The sequence below is a fragment of the Segatella albensis DSM 11370 = JCM 12258 genome, assembly GCF_000426565.1.
Lineage (GTDB): Bacteria > Bacteroidota > Bacteroidia > Bacteroidales > Bacteroidaceae > Prevotella > Prevotella albensis.
The window spans coordinates 1-16993 of sequence record NZ_AUFP01000021.1; the positions used below are offsets into that span (position 1 = coordinate 1).

The following is a 16993-nucleotide window of genomic DNA, read 5'->3' on the forward strand; positions in this document are numbered from 1 at the left end:
CTCTATGCGTTGGGCTACGGAATGTGCATATCGCGATTGCAAGACTCTTCTGAATCTTGGCAGATGCCAGTCGATTCATTTCTCTGCACAGATTGCTAGTTTTACACTAACTTTGATGCAGTACAACATACTTTGTACAGTGAAGCGATTTGAATCGTATGAAACCATCGGTATGCTCTTTGTAGATGCTATGGATGAATCTCTAGAGCTGTCTGTAACGGACAAGATATGGGAACTCATACTGGATATCATTCTGGAAATAGCAGCATTGGTATCTGCTGATGCCAGCGAGTTGCTTAGCGCACTTATTGAAGATAATCCAAAGTTCCATAAATTGTATAAAATGCACAATTTAAATGTCGCTTAATGAATACATATTCACTTGCGAAACTTTAGATAGTAAAAATATCCCCTGACGGCCGTTCAATGGACGTGAAGACATCCACTTCCGAAGACCATTACGAAATGTACAAAGGACGTTTCGTCATCAACTGACATATCCATATTACCGTTCAGCTCCCATTCTCGATTAGTGTCAGTGCCTCCTCCGGCATCCGGTATAGGTCGCTGAATATTACCACAATCTTCCCTGCTGTCTCTCTGAGGCGGCAGGGAATTTTTGTTTATGGCAATATGGGATGACGGATGGATGCCCCTGCTGACGAGATAGTTCTGACGAAGTTGCTCTGTAACTTCCGTGCATAATTGAATGGTCTCCCCATCCCATGACACTGTGCCCTTGTGGATGCGTATTATCGCTTTTTCTTTCCAAAAATGTCAGAGTGAGTACCAGTAGTGAGTAAAAGCAAAGTCAGTTCTTGGTTGTTTTGTTTCCATGTCATCAACCAGTCAGATTCTATGTGCGCTTCCCATTCTCCATCATGATTACCATGCAGGATATGTGGCTTATATTTAGAAGGGAGGCATCCGTTTTCTACTAAGATTTCAATAGCTTTGTGAATCAAACTTATATCATAGCCTCTTTTTTGACAAAGCTTTAGGGCTTTGTCAAACTGATGAGTTGTATAAAGTTGGTATTTCATCACTTTAATACTGTATCGAACAATTCATCAACAGAATTCCATTTAGTGACTCTACCTGCTTTTACATCCTCATGAGCAAGATCCAAATCTGATTTTTGGGGTGTGACGACAGAGATGCTCCCTACACCACGAAGCATCTTTATAGCATTCTTAATCTTGTTCAGCATCGTAGTGTCGTCGATAGTAACGATCAACTTTGGCGAGGATATCGTATTAGAAGAAGTACTCATATCGCTTACTTTTTCTGCAAATGTAATTCAAATTATCGATACCGCCAAATATTCATTGGAATATTTTTCATTTAAGACTTTCTTTTCGTGTTTTAAGTTACCCAAGGGGCTAAGTTTTGATTCCGAATCACAGTAAAGCTCATTTTGTTCTTTCGTCTGGTGACAAAGAAGAGATGCGTAACTTCCCATACGCTCTAGATAGAGCAAAAAGGTCGACATTTTTTCGTTAACAATTCTGGTGATAAGGTTTAAAGGGTGTAAATTTCTTTATCTTGATTACCAATTTTCATTTTCATTACCTGCTAATCCATTCTTCAAGCATTCCTCGATCTTATCCATCACAACATTAGAATATGCGTGGGACAAGTTTATCTTACGAAGAGTTTGAATTCTTTTACGCTACCAGGAGCACCTTGTTCTGCTCTTGGCAGATATTCGAAGGCTGACACGGTTACTTCTTTGCCCATATCTACGATACAGAGGTGTGGGAATGTGGCTCCTTTTTCTGTCTGCCAATAGGTACTTTCTTGAAGGTCAAACATCTTGTCGAGTGTCGAGTTGCCTTTCTCGCTGTCTGCATAATATGCTACCCAGTTGTTGCGGTCGATTCGGGTACCTTGGGCATCCTGTAGGTAGACTTCAGCGATGGCGATCTGTGGATCTCCGCTCTGACTGCTCTCACATTCGATAGCAAAATAACGGCCTTTCACCGGTGTATCCAACTTGAGGGTTTGCCAGCCGTTTCCGGCTTTCAGTTCTCCTTTCAGCACTGGTGTTGCTGAGTTCAAATCTATGCGGTGTCCTGGGTCGTTATGTTTGTTGCTCTTTTCGAGATTCAACTTATCGAGTTCGGGCTTGTTTTGACAGAAGGCTGTTGCCTCGCCCTTGGGACCTACAACATCCAATACGATGACTTCATTCTTGCCTTTCTTCAACCAGCATCCTGGCAAATATAGGGTTTGCTGAGGACCGATTCCCCAGAAGCGACCGATGGCGTGTCCGTTGACATAAACCTGTCCTTTACCGAAGGCTTCCATATTAATAAAGGTGTCGCCAACTTTGTTCATGTTGAAATATCCGCGATAGTAGCCTGCTGTTGTCTTCAGACTCGCCTTTTTGTTTTGTGGTGCTGCAAAGGTCTGTGCCGCCGTACCGTAATCATCCGGGATGGTCTGATTCGTCCATTTCGTTGGCGTCAGGGCGATATCGCTGGTTTCATCGGATGTGGAGATCGTAACATTACCGATGATACCTTTATAGTCTTTGATGGCTCGTCCGAAATTGATTCGTCCCATGCCTTCCACGATAATAGTGAGCTTGCTTCCTTCGGTGATAGGTGGCAATTCCAAGTTTTTTTCATTCTTCACGCGGTCGATCTTGCCGATATATTTGTCGTTGATGAAGACTTGTGCGAAATCATGGAACTCTCCTATTAGGGTTGATGGGCTTTGGACTACCGGAAGTGGGGCTGTATAGACCATCGTACCCCACCCCATATTCATATCCTCGAAACATAATGGTTGATGGCTTTCTTTCTGTGTAGATACTCCTGATAGCAACGGACGATATTCGGTCAGTTTGAACTTCGGGATGCTTACGAGAGGCTTCGGGGCTTTAGGGATAGCAGGAAGTTTCTTACCGTCATTATATTTGGCCATGGTCTTCTGAAGTTCATAATACTTTGGGGTTGCCTGACCATACTCGTTGATAGGTGCATCATAATCGTAAGAGGTGACATCGGGTTGGAATCCCGGAGAGTTGGCTCCTGCCCAATGACCGAAGCTGGTTCCTCCATGTGTCATATAGAGTGAGAAGCTGATGCCTTTGCTGAGCATCTCGTCGATGCCTTCTACCATATCTTTGGCGGGACGTGTCTCATGTCGTGCACCCCACTTGTCAAACCATCCGCTCCAGAACTCTGAGCACATCTTGGGGGCATGTGGACGAACCTCTCCGAGACGCTTAAACTGGTTGTCGATATTGGCGCCGGTACCGAAATTCATCGTCCATGTAAGATCGTCAAGACCGTTGTTGAGGAAATTGGATGACCAGTCGCATTGGAAGAGGGTCACTTTGTCGAAACCGCTTTGCCTTACGATGTCCCGGATAGCGCTCACGTATGGTTTGTCCTTACCGTATGATCCGTATTCGTTTTCTACCTGTACCATGATGATAGGACCACCATTCTGGATAGTAAGAGGGGCGAGTTGCTCTCCTACTTTCTTTTCGAAGATCTTGACGCGTTCCATGAAATAAGGATCTTGTTCGCGCAGACGGATGTCTTTTTTCTTCAGGAGCCACCATGGTAATCCGCCCATTTCCCACTCTGCACAGACGTATGGACCAGGTCGAACAATTACGTACATGCCGTTTTTCTGACAGAGGCGGCAGAATTCCGCTACATCATTATTACCGGTAAAATCAAACTTGCCCTCCTGTTGTTCGTGGATATTCCAGAATACGTAAAGGCAAACGGTATTCATGCCTAATGCTTTGCACATCTTGATGCGATGTTCCCAATAGGCACGTGGTATGCGGGGGTAATGTAACTCGGCTGCCTTCACGATAAAGGGCTTGCCATTCAAAAGGAAGGTCTTATTACCTGTGGTGAAGGTACCTCCCTTCTTCGCTGCCAACATATCGGCTGGGGTTAATGCCAACAACGAGGCTAATGCCAATGTCTGAATTGTTGCTGATATTTTCATTTTTAAAAGTTTTTCTTTTGCAAGTTTACGACTCTTGTCTTTAGAGAGGATAACGCTCATGAAGGAAGAGTTTTTTTAACTCAAACTATTATTTCTGCACAAAAGTGGTAACACTCCTTGGTGCCAACAGGATATCGTCTGTACAGGGTTCCAAAGGCAACAGGTTTTCTGCTGACCTGTCACTTGTGCGATATGGGGTCCAGATGATATCTTTTTCACCTTGAACCGTGAAATTCACAGGTTTGATATCTTCCGAATAGTTGATTGCTACAACGACCCATTTGCCGTCTGTATTTCTATAGGCTGAGCACATCACTCCTTTGGGATCATTATAACCTTCTGGGATGTTTTTTCCTTCTGGAGAAGTCGTGGAAATATCGTAACGCTGGGCTCCGGGACGAATAAAACGTGAATAGTTGCCCATCGTCCACAGGAGTTTGGAATCTACTGCCCATCCACTCTTCCATCCATCATTGCTGTATATTCGTAAGAGACCGTCGCGGTAATCGCCACCGGCTGCACGCCACCAGCTCCAACTTTCGGCATTGGCATATACCAAGTCGTGATGGATGATACGAGCAACATACAAGGCTGTCTTCATCGAGTAGTCGTAACCATTTCCGCCACCGATTTCCTCATCATTGCTCATGATACAAATCTCTGTTTGCCAGAACTTGATACCTTTCTGCTTGCAGGCCTCGCGTACTTGCATACGAGCTTCACGCATATAAGGGATTGGTGTATTGGTCCAATAGCTATGGGCCCCGATCAATGGAAGCACGGTCTTCTGATTGCCTATATAGGTTTGGGTACTGTCCTTGGTGAAGAAGGCTTTGATTTCGTAACCGCGTTGCCAATCTGTATGATGGGTTCCCAATAGACAGCGATAGTCGGACGATTCGTTCATCAATATCTTGGTATTGACTTTTCTTTTCAACAGTTCCTTGTTTAATTCACGAACCACATGCGCTATCTCTCTATTTGTTGCCGGACTGCCTTCTTGCTTTGGCCCTAACCAGTTCCAATGGCCGTCTGGTTCGTTGACTGGACTTATATAGTCGATATGGATTCCGTCATGTTCTTCTATACCTTTCAAACTTGTTGCCATGAAGCGGGCAAAATCGTCGTAGCAGTTGTCTTTCAGGTTGATGGTTCCGTCTCGCCCTGTATTGGTTGCTAATCCGTTTTTGGTGAAATATACTGGGGCTGAGTTGCAGAAGGCCAGTAGATAAGGGACACCACGTTGTTTGGCCAACTTCAGGAAACGGCGTTGTCCTTCTTGTTTGTTCCAATCATACGTGCCATCTGCTTTCAGGAAACATTGGGTACGTGTTCCTCTCTGTATCTGCGAAGTCTCCCCCTGTTCCTCACTTCCCGCACCTAAGTTGAACCGCCAGAGTGAAAGTCCGATTCCCTTTGGTTTGCCTTGTGCATCCGTATCTAAAGAGAACAACCAGTCTGCGATTTGTTCTTGTTGTTTTTGAGGCCACAAGCCCAGGAATTGCATACTCCACGCATCACTTGCACCGAAATGCTGGATATGTTGCTCCGGTGAATTTGGTTGTATCGTATAATGTGTTACCGGTGTAGCAGCTTTCGAGTACAGACTCGAAGCTATCAATGCTGTAAAAATTCTTATCTTTATATATTTGTTATTCATAGAAATATATGAAATTTTATTTTACGATAAATTTCTTGCCATTTTGGATATATACACCTTTATGAAGGGTATTTATATCTTGTACTTTCGTATTTACCAATTGTCCGTTAATATTATAGATACGTGCGTCTTTTACAGAAGACTCCGTCTTTACATTGGCAATACCGCTGGTAATGGTGTCTTCGAAATCTACGACAAATGTGTTTACCGACTTAGCTGGAATCATGATACGGTTACCCAGAGCATAGGTGCCCACGATATTCTTCAGATTCTCTGTAGCTGAGGTGCGATACAAATGGATGTCCTTAGCATTACTTTGACCGTTTACATTGATCTTTACACCTGTAGCTGAGCCCATATTCACATATACGATGACCAATCGCTTGCCATCTGGTGATAGATAAGCCGACCCCATTAACTTGTTGAGACTCTCTGCTTGATCGGTTGCATGATCGACACGCTGATATCCCGGACGTATAAAACGGCTGAAGTTGCCTAAGACCCACAGATTTTCATTGTCTGATATGGTACCTCCTTGCTTGATATCACCATAGCTTTCATGGTCATTGTCACCTTTCGCATTCATTCTCAATAAATAGAAGCGATTCTTCTGCCCCCATTTTTCCTGAGCAAATGTCGTCCAATAACTCCAAGAGGCCATGTTGCCAAAGGTTAGGTCGCAATGAATCAGTTTACCCATATACAATGCGATGTCGCTATAACTTGCTGCATCATAACTTGAAGGGAATCCTGCTGTCGTGGATGGTTCTTTGTCGAGCATACTCCATTCTGTTTGATAAACGTCCAGACCATATTCCTCTGCCTTCTTTGTCACAGCCTCACGTACATTCTTCAGGTCTTCGTTGGTACCAAAAGTCCAATAGCTATGTCCTGCAACAGCCTTCTGAAGGTGCTCGAGATTACCGATATAGGTCTGTACATGTTCTGCATTAAAGAATGCTTCTATTTGGTTGTTAGCTCTTTTTTCCGTGCCATCCATATAGAGAGCCTTCCACTGGCATGCCTCCGGCAACAGAATCTTAGCAGAAATTCCTTGCTTTGTGATAGAAGTATTCAGTTCGCGTGCCAATTTTGCGATACTCTCATTGCTCCAAGGTGAACCTTCCTGTCCACTTGTCCAGTCATACTGAGGTTCATTTACTGGATCTATCATCGTTATGTTATAGCCTTCATCTATAAAGTGCTTGGCTGTTGTCGTCAGGAAGTCTGCGAAATCTCCGAAACGGTTATCGTTAAGATTGCAGTCTTTCTCACCGGCATTGGTATATGCCTTTCCATTCTTGGTAAAATGTACAGGAGCAGAGTTTGAGAAGAGTAAGAAATGATCTACGCCATATTGTTTGGCTTGTTGCATAAAATACTGTTTTCCGGCAGACTTGGTCCAATCATAAGAGCCCTTGGCATCCAGATAGCAATAGCCACGTCGCGTTTCATCCTCTATACCACTATTAGCACCTTGCTCTGCAGAACCGGCTCCAAGGTTGACGCGCCACATGGACAAGCCGATACCTTCAGGATTACCATTCGCATCAAAGCTTTGACTAAAAAGCCATTTGGCTGACTTTTCCTTTTCGGAAGTACTGAAATATTTTCCTACGAAATCTGCTGTCCAGCAATCGCTTGCACCAAAGTCAACAATTGTCTGATAGGATTTGCTGGGATTGATGGTCACATTATATGTTGACTGAGCTTGGACATTGCCTGCCATCAACATACTTGAGAGAAGACCGAAGAGTATATTTTTTCTCATTGTTTCACAGATTTTATTCTTTGTAAGAAAAGGGACAGGACTAAAGTCGGTCCTGTCCCGTGGATATTTTTACTGATAGCCTACGTTCTGCTTGATAGTACCATTAGACATGGTTATCTCAGAATTTGGAATAGCAAAGAGAAGATCACGAGGGGCTTGGAAGTTGATACCCTTGTTACTGTTCTCCTGCTGGTTGGTTGTCTCGTATGGGTCGGTTGACTCTTGTGTGTTATACTTCACGAATGTTCCGTTTGGTCCCATCAGATGTTCCATCATGGTCTTGCCATCATCCATCTTCCAACGACGGATATCATCGAGGCGGGTGCCTTCGAGGGCTAACTCTAATCTGCGTTCTGTACGGATGGCATCGCGCAATGTTTTCCCGGTAGAGGTGACACTACTCAATCCTACACGATGACGAACTTCATTCAAAGCCCATTGGGCCTCTGTGTCCTTATTGAGTGCATTCTCTACCTCGGCATACATCAACAATACTTCTGCATAACGAAGCAAACGGATGTTCAATGAGTTGTGAGCAGCATCGTATGGACTTGGACGTTTGGCTACTGGGATATAGAGTTTCATGTTGCAACGGCCTGACTTATGCTTGCTGGCTGAGATAGGATAAGGATTATCCTCATTCCATGTATCGTCACCAGGAACTGCTGTCTGACCATCGTGGAGAATGGTATATTTCAAGCGAACGGCATCACCAGCCTTGATGAAAGCATTCTCCAAATCACTGGTAGGAAGACCCCATGACCAACCAGAGTCATCACGAGAACCTACTACTACTGAATAACGCTCACCGAGACTGTACTGTGTATCGTTGCTGGTCTGTATCTCAAAGAGACTCTCCTCGCCATTGTTATAATCGAGATTCCAAACCTTGCTGAAATCATCCATCAACTTATACTCTGGTGTACCATTTGCGTATGCTCCTCTACAGGTGAGTTCTTGCAAAAGTGGCTCAGCCTCCTGATACTTGCCTTGATAGAGATAAGCCTTTGCCAAGAAACCCTTGGCAGCACCACTGGTAGCTCGTCCCATGTCGGCATCACTATACTCTGACTTCTTTGGAAGGTCGGCAATAGCATCCTTGAAATCCTGCTCTATCTGGGCGTATGTTTCTTCTGTTGTAGCACGGGTGATACCTTGTACCTCTGAAGGCATCTTCAATGACAGAGTAAGTGGCACGCCACCAAAGTTCTTTACCAAATCAAAATAGTAGAAACCACGGAGGAACTTAGCCTCAGCAATCAAGCGCTTCTGATATTTCTCATCGTTGAAAGTAACCTGAGGAATCTTATTGATGGCGATATTACACTGGGTGATTCCTTTATAACGATACTGCCAGAAGTTTTGGCAGGCATTACCGAGATCTATCGTATTACCGGTAAACTGTGCTGCTGGTCGATAATCTCCTGGATCTTGGGTTGTATTTCCCATCCATTCGTCATCGGTAACCATGTTACACATATTGTAGAATTTATAAATCTGCCACCAGTCACGACCATCAAGGAAGTTATAGCAACCGGTAATCTGCTTTGCACATTCCTCCTCTGTCGTGAAATAGTTTGCCATGTCTTGTTGACCACGAATAGGCTCGTCTAAGAAATCGGAACATGATGTCATGCCCATTGTCAAGGCAGAAGCCAAGGTCAAACCTATGATATATTTTTTCATAATCTTATTCTTTATTTAGATGATGATAGCTATTATATATAATAATGTGTATACTCGATTAGAAACTTAAGTTCAAACCGAAGAGGACGGTACGTGGGTTAGGATAACCGTTATAGTCGATACCTGCCTCTGTTACGCTTCTACCCATAGATGCTGTCTCTGGATCTGCACCGGAATATTTGGTGATGGTAAAGAGGTTCTGTGCTGATACTGAGAGGCGCAGAGACATCTTATTGTTAAACCATTTCTTAGGCATGGTGTAACCGATCTGGAGCAACTTGCAACGGAAGTAAGAGCCATCTTCTACAAAGAAATCACTTACTCGCTTGTAGTTCATGTTGGAGTCGTTGACAGAAAGACGAGGAAATTCTGCGCCTGTATTGTCTGCTCGCCATGTTTTATTGTATGTACCAGCATACACATTCTGGCCATCAGTACCTGCATAGCGACCCTTGTTGAGGTTGAACACATCATTACCTATTGTGCCATAGAAGTTAGCGATCAAGTCGAATCCTCTCCAAGCTGCATTGAGGTTGAAACCGATCATAAGGTCTGGGAATGGATTACCGATATGAGTCTTATCGTTGGCATCGATCACACCATCATGGTTCAAGTCAACGAAACGGAGATCACCAGGTTGTGCATTTGCCTGAAGTGGCTTTCCATGCTCATTGGTATATGATTTCACCTCAGTTTCATTTTGGAAGATTCCGTCTGTTACATAACCATAGAATTGACTCAAAGACTCGCCCTCTGCATTGCGGACGATATAATCTCCACTGAAACCACCTGTCCAGATATAGTCACCATTCAGTTTTATGGCTTTATTCTTTACCTGTGAGAGGTTCAAACCGACACCGTAGGTAAAGTCTTGGATCTGGTCATTCCAGTTGATGCCCAATTCCCAACCTGTTGCTTTCATCTTACCGACATTCTCCCACATCTGACCGTTCCACATCGGGTAACCCAAGATCAGAAGGTTGTCTTTCTTCATCAACATGTCATGTGATGTCTTCTGGAAGTAATCGGCTGTAACCTTCAAACGACTCTGGAGCACAGCGAGGTCAAGACCTACGTTCCAGTCTTCCACGGTTTCCCACTTCAGGTTGCTATTACCGATACCACTTACGGTAGAACCTACCACACGATTGGCTGCTGAGCCAAAGACATAGTCTGTTGTACCGATAGAACTTAGATATGCTGAGTTGTCGATATTCTGATTACCTACTTTACCCCAACCTGCACGAATCTTGATATCATCAAAAACTTTCTGATTCTTCATAAACTCTTCGCCTGTCAAGCGCCACGCACCTGATATAGAAGGGAATGTAGCCCACTTGTTGTCCTTTGAGAACTTTGAAGAGCCATCGATACGTACAGCTGCTGTCAGATAATACTTCTCATTGTAGTTGTACATCACACGACCCAGGTAAGATATCAACGAAGTGAAACTATCTGTACCTGATGCTGCAGGGTTCTTGGTACCGGAACTTGGATAACGCAAGGTTGCGTCATTGTTCGGGATGTTCTCGGAATAAGCCTGAGCCCAATAATCTTGGAAGCGCTCCATAGTATAACCACCCATCAAGTTCAAGTTGTGCTTCTTGTTGATGGTGGTCATATAGTTGACGGTATTGGTCCAGTTCCAATCTACCCAGTTCTCCATCTTACGGGTAGCATTATTGTTCTGGTTCTGCTCCAAGTTGTCTATAAAGAAGTTGACATTGAAATTGTCGGTTCTGCGGAAACGGGCATTCAGACCAAACTGTGACTTGATGGTCAAGCCCTTGATAGGATTCAAACTGAGATATGGGGTAGCCAACAAGCCATACTCACTGGCACCGGAATCCATACGGGCCATAGAGGCTACCGGGTTCCACTCTTGATTGTTATGAGAACGTGCATAGTTGCTGTATGGATTACTTGTCCACTCGCTCTTGTCGAGCATGACCGGAGTTGTAGGATCCATAGACATGATAGCGCCCATCAATCCAGGGGTATCATCCCATTGCTCATAACGAGGGGTGAAATCAATACCGGCCTTCACTATCTTATTGAAGAGATACTCTGTAGAGAAACGGGCTGAAAGTTTCTGCCACTGACCTACCTTATACTGGGAATCTTGTTTATAGTAACCAATGCTACCAGAATAGATAAGTTTGTCAGTACCACCGGAGAAAGCGAGGTCATAGTTCTGCTGTACGGCAATGTCGTTGATACATTCGTTCCACCAGTCGGTATAGACATCGGTACTTCCCTTGAAAGGAGATACGTTGCCGTCATTTGTATAACGGGCATCAAACACTTGTTTGTATTCCTGTGAGTCTGCCATCTTCTGCTTCTTCAAGGTCTGAAGACCTACCGTTGCTGTAACATTAAACTTGGCCTCTCCCTTCTTGCCTTTCTTTGTAGTAATCAAGACAACACCATTTGAAGCACGAGTACCGTAAATTGCAGAAGCTGAAGCATCCTTCAAGACCTGCATACTCTCGATATCGTTTTGGTTGAGGAAATTAATATTGGTTCCTACTGGCATACCATCTACCACGTAGAGAGGGTCGGAACCATTCACCGTGGTGACACCACGAATGATAACACGAGGAGAAGAACCTGGACCTCCGGCACCACTGATCTGTACACCGTTGACCTGTCCCTGAAGGGCATTCATCACGTTACCCGTAGAGAGTTTTTCCAACTTCTCTCCCTTGATTGCAGAGATGGAACTGGTTAGGTCGCCTTTCTTCACCTGACCATAACCGATGACAACGACTTCGTTCAAGTCATTGGCATCATCCTTTAGGGTGAAATTAATTTGAGAACGGTCGCCTATCTTTACCGACTGATTTGCCATACCTACGTAAGACACTTCGAGGATAGCATTCTTGTCGGCATTGATGACGTATTTACCATCCATGTCTGTCACAGCACCATTACTTGTACCCTTCACTTTTACGAATGCACCAATAATAGGCTCGTTGTTACTATCCACGACAGTACCTGTGACCTTGACGCTCTGTGCATTTATCGTCAAAGCAAAACTCGTAGCCATGGCAGCTAGAATATATTTCTTATTCATAATGATTCTTATCTAAAATATGATTGATTTATTTGTACTATTCTCTCTTTATTTTGCCTTCACGAGGATAATACGTGAGCGCAATAAAGCATAATCGAACTCAAAACGATATGTACCTGTCACCGGAGCCTTCACACTCTTCATGTTTTCTCCACCATTCTTCACGTTCTTCTCATTGTTATCAGAACCATCGAAACGCCAGTATGGCTCAGGCCACCAACCCCACCAGTGTGTCTGACTGATGGTAAATGATACTTCATCACCAGCCTTGAGGTCGAATTCACGATAGAGTAGATATGGATTGGTCTTGCTTTGGTTCAAGATAAAGGCATCGTTATTTTGATTGGTCGTCCAGTTTGGAGTACTTGGAAGACCGCTACCAGCCAAACAAATCTGAGCAGGTTGATCACCGGAACCATCATTGAAGTTGATTGTCGTTGTACCATTAAGCGTCATCTTAACGGTTGTAGGAGTATAACGCTTTACGTTATAGTCACCGCTTATCGTATTGAAAGTAATCTCGTAATAGCCGACCTCATCAAGGATGATTTCCTTAGCCTCAGTAGGATTGCTTGTCAAGAGTCCGGTATTCTCATCGACACCGAAACATATAGGATTGAAGTCGGTCATCTGAGGGATGAAACGGATACCTGTACCAGCCTTCTGATTATAATAATGTGCTGTATATTGATATTTACCTGTATGTTCTATCAACATAGGCACACCATAGAGGTCGCTTGTGAGAGCTGCTGCATCCGAAACATCTGCCAAATACATCTTTTCAAAATCTGGCAACTCACTTACTTTAATAACGCTTGTAGTAGATGTCATGTTTTTCATTCCATCATACACTCGCAAAGTCATCACATAAGAAGCCTCCTTAGCAGGTACATCGTACTGTTTTTTCAATGCGTACTCCTTCACGCCATTCAACAATACTGAATCCTTGATATTCAAACCAGGAATATCGACCACGATGCTCTGGAGCTTCTTGTTGTCAGAAACCGAAGCATTAAGGGTAAGCTTAGGATTCTGCAAGAGGACTGTCAACTCTGAAGAGGGAGCTGATGTAAATGTAGGGAAAGTGAAGTCACCATCACCTTTTACGGTAAGGGTAGCAGAAGTTGTATTGCCTACAACATCCTCTACAGTCACTTCCAAAGGGAAGTTACTATCATCAGTCCAATCATTGGCAGGCGTATAAGCGTAGTCAAGATTGTATTCATGGAGTAAACTATCTCCATAAATTTCCAATAAGTTGATAGTTTTGTCGAGGAGCATACCCTCATTTTTCAAACGAATAGATTTGATACCATCTGCGTCCTTTACAGTACCTGTGATATTAAAACTACGTCCGGGTTCTGCATGAATCTGATCGGTAGTTAGTGCAATCGTTGGTGCCTGACCATCCACAGTTGGGAAATCATCGTCACTGCTGCAAGATTGGAATGTCATTCCAATCAAAGCGACAAAAGCCCATAAAAGGGGCTGTTTTAGATTTAAAATGTTAATTGTCATAAGACGTTGTTTAGGTTAGATTATATAATACTTATTTTTTACTGTGTTTTCCTTACTTACTTTCTTTATTTCACCTTATTATATAGGAACAATCCTATTATCTTGAAGATTTAGACGCAGTATGCCTTAATTGCAAAAATACAATATATTTCTTTTACTTTTCGGGCACAAATATACTGAAAATTTATGATTTTGATAGATATTTTTCGTGCAATGAGCATACACAAATCATGCAACGACCGTTTTTTATCCTTTTTCTCCACTACTGTACATGTTTCCATTCTTTCTTTTTTGAGGAATTTTAATAAGGTGTGCTAAATCCTTCAAAAATCACAGGAATCGACCTCTAAGAGATTTTGGGGGGAATGAAGTTAACTGCATCGCCTTACGAAGTTAACTTCATCGGTTTACAAAGTTAACTGCATAAGCTAACACGAATAGGTATGTAACCTTGCACAGTTAACTGCATAAGGCTACAATTCTTGTATTATCGAGGGTTAAACAAATAACAAATTCACAGTAACCTGATAATCAAGCAATTACAATTCGACCACAATTTTATATTCGTAATCGCCCTATTTCCAATTCTGAATTTGCGAATTATGAGCATCTTTTTGCAGTTGGACATTAAGAAACAAAAATATCTGTTAACGTTCGCAGGATTCAACTTACGGGGGGGTACCATTCTCTTCTATATAGACTGGTATTTCTTTAGGTTCTCCTCCATTTTCGTTCTTATCTCTTTGCGATACCACTCCGGTGACAACACTTCGATGTCGGGAAGAAATGAAAAAATCTGTTGTGTCAACTCTCTCGTTGGTTTCACACATATTGATATCGTGTTAGGTTCTTCACAGATTTTCTGGGAATGATGCAATGGTTTGGAGACGACATACGGGAAACGTTGTGGCGAGAAGCGAAGTACGATTTCCTCCGTCGGCACCTCTTCGTATGGAACAGAGACTCCGATCACATCATCGAAATAGGTTTCAAAATTGATTTTCTCATTCTTGATAAATGATATGTCTGATTTCTCAAACGAGACAATGCGGTCTAATGCATAGTTTTCGATCTTGTCATTCTCTGAATTCAACCCAAAAAGAAACCATCTGCCATTGTATTGTTTGACATAGTATGGATGTACGACACAAGCACGTGCCTCTTTACCAAAAGAATGATAAATAATTTCGAGTACCTGATGATTGATCGTGGCATCGATGATACCAGAAAGATGCTCCGCTCCTTTAAGCATATCATTCTGCGCAAAGGATATCAGTTTCTCTGAGTTGGGTTTGACGCCAAAACGTATCTCCAAACTGGAAATAACTTCCTCCAACCATGCGTTGGCAGGGAGTCCACGATAACGTCCCAGCATATCGATAGTGGCGCGAAGATTCTTCAACTCTTCCGGTGACATCTCATTATCAAAGAGACTGAAAGACGGATCTGTATAAACATAATAGGCTTTATTACCTTCATAACGTACGGCCTTAATAGGTGCATCATACGGATCGAGTTTCATATTGGAAATATCTTCCCGAATTTGACGCAAACTGATATTATACCCCAGTTTATCACTAACATAATCTACCAGTTGTTCAATATTATATCGTTTGTTATGAAAACAATAATCAAGTAACTGATAACGCATAAAGGCGTTCTTGTTTATAGGCATGGTCTCTCTTTTTTATCGTTAAAGTATCAACACTCCATATCAGGAGTGTGCTATTAGATTACTAAATGACAAAGGTAACAAAAATTGTCGGGATACTTTTCTTTCTCAATTAAAAAAAAATACGAACGGGCATTTATCAACAGAAAGATTCACGATACGAAATAATTCTGTAACTTTGCACACGATAATCCTTATGATTATCATGATTCCATAAAGGAGAGAAAGATATGTGTAAACAATTAGAACTATTTCCTGAAGAAAAGCAACAGGAAGATAAGGACCGGAAAGAGGCTGAGACAATCGACCTGAACCCTCTGTTTGAGCGACTTGCCAAAAGTAAGTTCCGTAGTTCGTTCTATCTCAATGCTAAGGATAAAGAGTATATACATTCTAAAGGTTGGGAGAAGATAGAAGAAGGTACTCGCAAAACCATCGCAACCCGACTGGCTCCCGAATGCATCCCGAACGATGGCAAGCAGACTCCAATGCGCCACGGCATCTTTCCTCCTTTCATCGCGCAACATGCTACGGGATGCTGTTGCCGCGGTTGTCTGGAAAAATGGCATGGCATACCTAAAGGGCGGCAACTCACAATGAAAGAGCAGGCATACATTACTCATGTCATCATGGAGTGGCTGCACAGAAACGTTCAATAGTTTTACGTTCTTTTCTTGATTCTCTGTCTGTCTTCGCAGGTCACGATAAGAGGGACTTGTTCTATCGTAACACAACTTGTATCCAGTCCTAAAGCCTTTTCATCTCCAACACCGATATGTTTCAATATGGAGAAGAGGTTCAAGATTATATTATCTATGCTGCTGACTTTTGCTGATGGATAATAGATGCGATGAATGACGATAAATCGGAAATCGCCCGCTATATGATGTTTCTGTAATGAACGATATCCACTTTTGAGGTCGATTTAGCCATAAAGCTATAAATTTCATTGACCGCACAAAAGTAAACTTAATCATGGAATAATAAATAATTTATGGATATAAATTAAGGTTTATTGGCTTTTAAGATATGCATATCAGCAAAAATATCCCTAAAGATTTGCGGATGCAACTATTTTTAACTACATTTGCAGCTAAAAGAATCATGCACAAGCCTCATCCTACAACATCATCGAAAGGTATCAAGGTTATTGACATGACACTTTAATTAATTATTTTCAGGATGGAAGAAATCGAATATCATCACTCATTCCCTATTCAGTTGAGATTTACTGATGCCGATCAGTTCGGACATATTAACAATACGGCATATTTCCAATATTATGATACTGCAAAAATTGATTATATCCGGAAGGTGTGTGGTATACCGGATGGTAAATATGCGATCTTTGCCGTACACGTGGAGGCTGACTTCCGTGCGCAGGTGTTCAGCACCGACCATGTAGCTGTGGAGACGGCTATCGTCGAGGTTGGAAAAAAGAGTTTCACCCTACTCCAAAGGCTCATAGACATCAAAACGCACGAGATAAAATGTGTGGGAAAGACCATCATGGTAGCTTTCGATTTGGAAAAGAACTCTTCGATACCAATGCGGGAGGAATGGGTAGAGGCCATCTGTAAATATGAAGGACGCGATGTACGCAGAAAGAAATAACAGTCTCTGTTAGACTTT

The 16993-nt window shown here is 42.7% G+C and carries 12 protein-coding genes and 2 pseudogenes; 3 read left to right on the forward strand and 11 right to left on the reverse strand.

The features are described from left to right. Positions 1 to 367: pseudogene (locus K333_RS13310) on the forward strand (IS4 family transposase); the annotation flags it as partial. A gap of 56 nt (positions 368 to 423) precedes the next feature. On the opposite strand, the gene K333_RS13210 reads toward K333_RS13310, so the two are convergent. From K333_RS13210 to K333_RS0108775, 11 genes and pseudogenes are all read right to left on the reverse strand, one after another. Beyond that, positions 424 to 732, reverse strand: a complete 309-nt coding sequence (locus K333_RS13210; protein ID WP_154653029.1) for a hypothetical protein — start codon at positions 730 to 732, stop codon at positions 424 to 426. 20 nt (positions 733 to 752) lie between these two features. Beyond that, complete coding sequence (locus K333_RS0108735) at positions 753 to 1043, reverse strand: type II toxin-antitoxin system YafQ family toxin (RefSeq protein ID WP_024990469.1); 291 nt, start codon at positions 1041 to 1043, stop codon at positions 753 to 755. After that, entirely contained in the window at positions 1043 to 1273 is a 231-nt protein-coding gene (locus tag K333_RS0108740) for a hypothetical protein (protein ID WP_024990470.1), read from the reverse strand. The genes K333_RS0108735 and K333_RS0108740 overlap by 1 nt, the downstream gene beginning before the upstream one ends. Before the next feature lie 276 nt (positions 1274 to 1549). Next, positions 1550 to 1639, reverse strand: a pseudogene (locus K333_RS13695) (DUF4468 domain-containing protein); the annotation flags it as partial. Between the two features lie 2 nt (positions 1640 to 1641). Continuing rightward, positions 1642 to 3978, reverse strand: a complete 2337-nt coding sequence (locus K333_RS0108745; protein ID WP_027452579.1) for a beta-galactosidase — start codon at positions 3976 to 3978, stop codon at positions 1642 to 1644. Positions 3979 to 4066: 88 nt separating this feature from the next. Continuing rightward, complete coding sequence (locus tag K333_RS0108750; protein WP_024990471.1) at positions 4067 to 5638, reverse strand: glycoside hydrolase; 1572 nt, start codon at positions 5636 to 5638, stop codon at positions 4067 to 4069. Positions 5639 to 5654: 16 nt separating this feature from the next. Further along, positions 5655 to 7409, reverse strand: a complete 1755-nt coding sequence (locus K333_RS0108755) for a glycoside hydrolase (RefSeq protein ID WP_024990472.1) — start codon at positions 7407 to 7409, stop codon at positions 5655 to 5657. A 69-nt stretch (positions 7410 to 7478) separates the two neighbouring features. Then, positions 7479 to 9095, reverse strand: a complete 1617-nt coding sequence (locus tag K333_RS0108760) for a RagB/SusD family nutrient uptake outer membrane protein (protein WP_024990473.1) — start codon at positions 9093 to 9095, stop codon at positions 7479 to 7481. A gap of 58 nt (positions 9096 to 9153) precedes the next feature. Beyond that, complete coding sequence (locus K333_RS0108765) at positions 9154 to 12171, reverse strand: SusC/RagA family TonB-linked outer membrane protein (RefSeq protein ID WP_024990474.1); 3018 nt, start codon at positions 12169 to 12171, stop codon at positions 9154 to 9156. A 48-nt stretch (positions 12172 to 12219) separates the two neighbouring features. Continuing rightward, a complete protein-coding gene (locus tag K333_RS0108770) occupies positions 12220 to 13689 on the reverse strand; it encodes a hypothetical protein (protein WP_244870422.1) in 1470 nt (489 codons plus the stop codon). A gap of 691 nt (positions 13690 to 14380) precedes the next feature. Continuing rightward, a complete protein-coding gene (locus tag K333_RS0108775; RefSeq protein ID WP_027452581.1) occupies positions 14381 to 15364 on the reverse strand; it encodes a helix-turn-helix transcriptional regulator in 984 nt (327 codons plus the stop codon). Between the two features lie 227 nt (positions 15365 to 15591). Between K333_RS0108775 and K333_RS0108780 the strand changes: the two genes are divergently transcribed. Next, on the forward strand, positions 15592 to 16020 hold the full coding sequence (locus tag K333_RS0108780) for a DUF4186 domain-containing protein (protein ID WP_024990475.1): 429 nt from the start codon (positions 15592 to 15594) through the stop codon (positions 16018 to 16020). 523 nt (positions 16021 to 16543) lie between these two features. After that, entirely contained in the window at positions 16544 to 16975 is a 432-nt protein-coding gene (locus tag K333_RS0108785) for an acyl-CoA thioesterase (protein WP_024990476.1), read from the forward strand. Positions 16976 to 16993 lie beyond the last annotated feature (18 nt).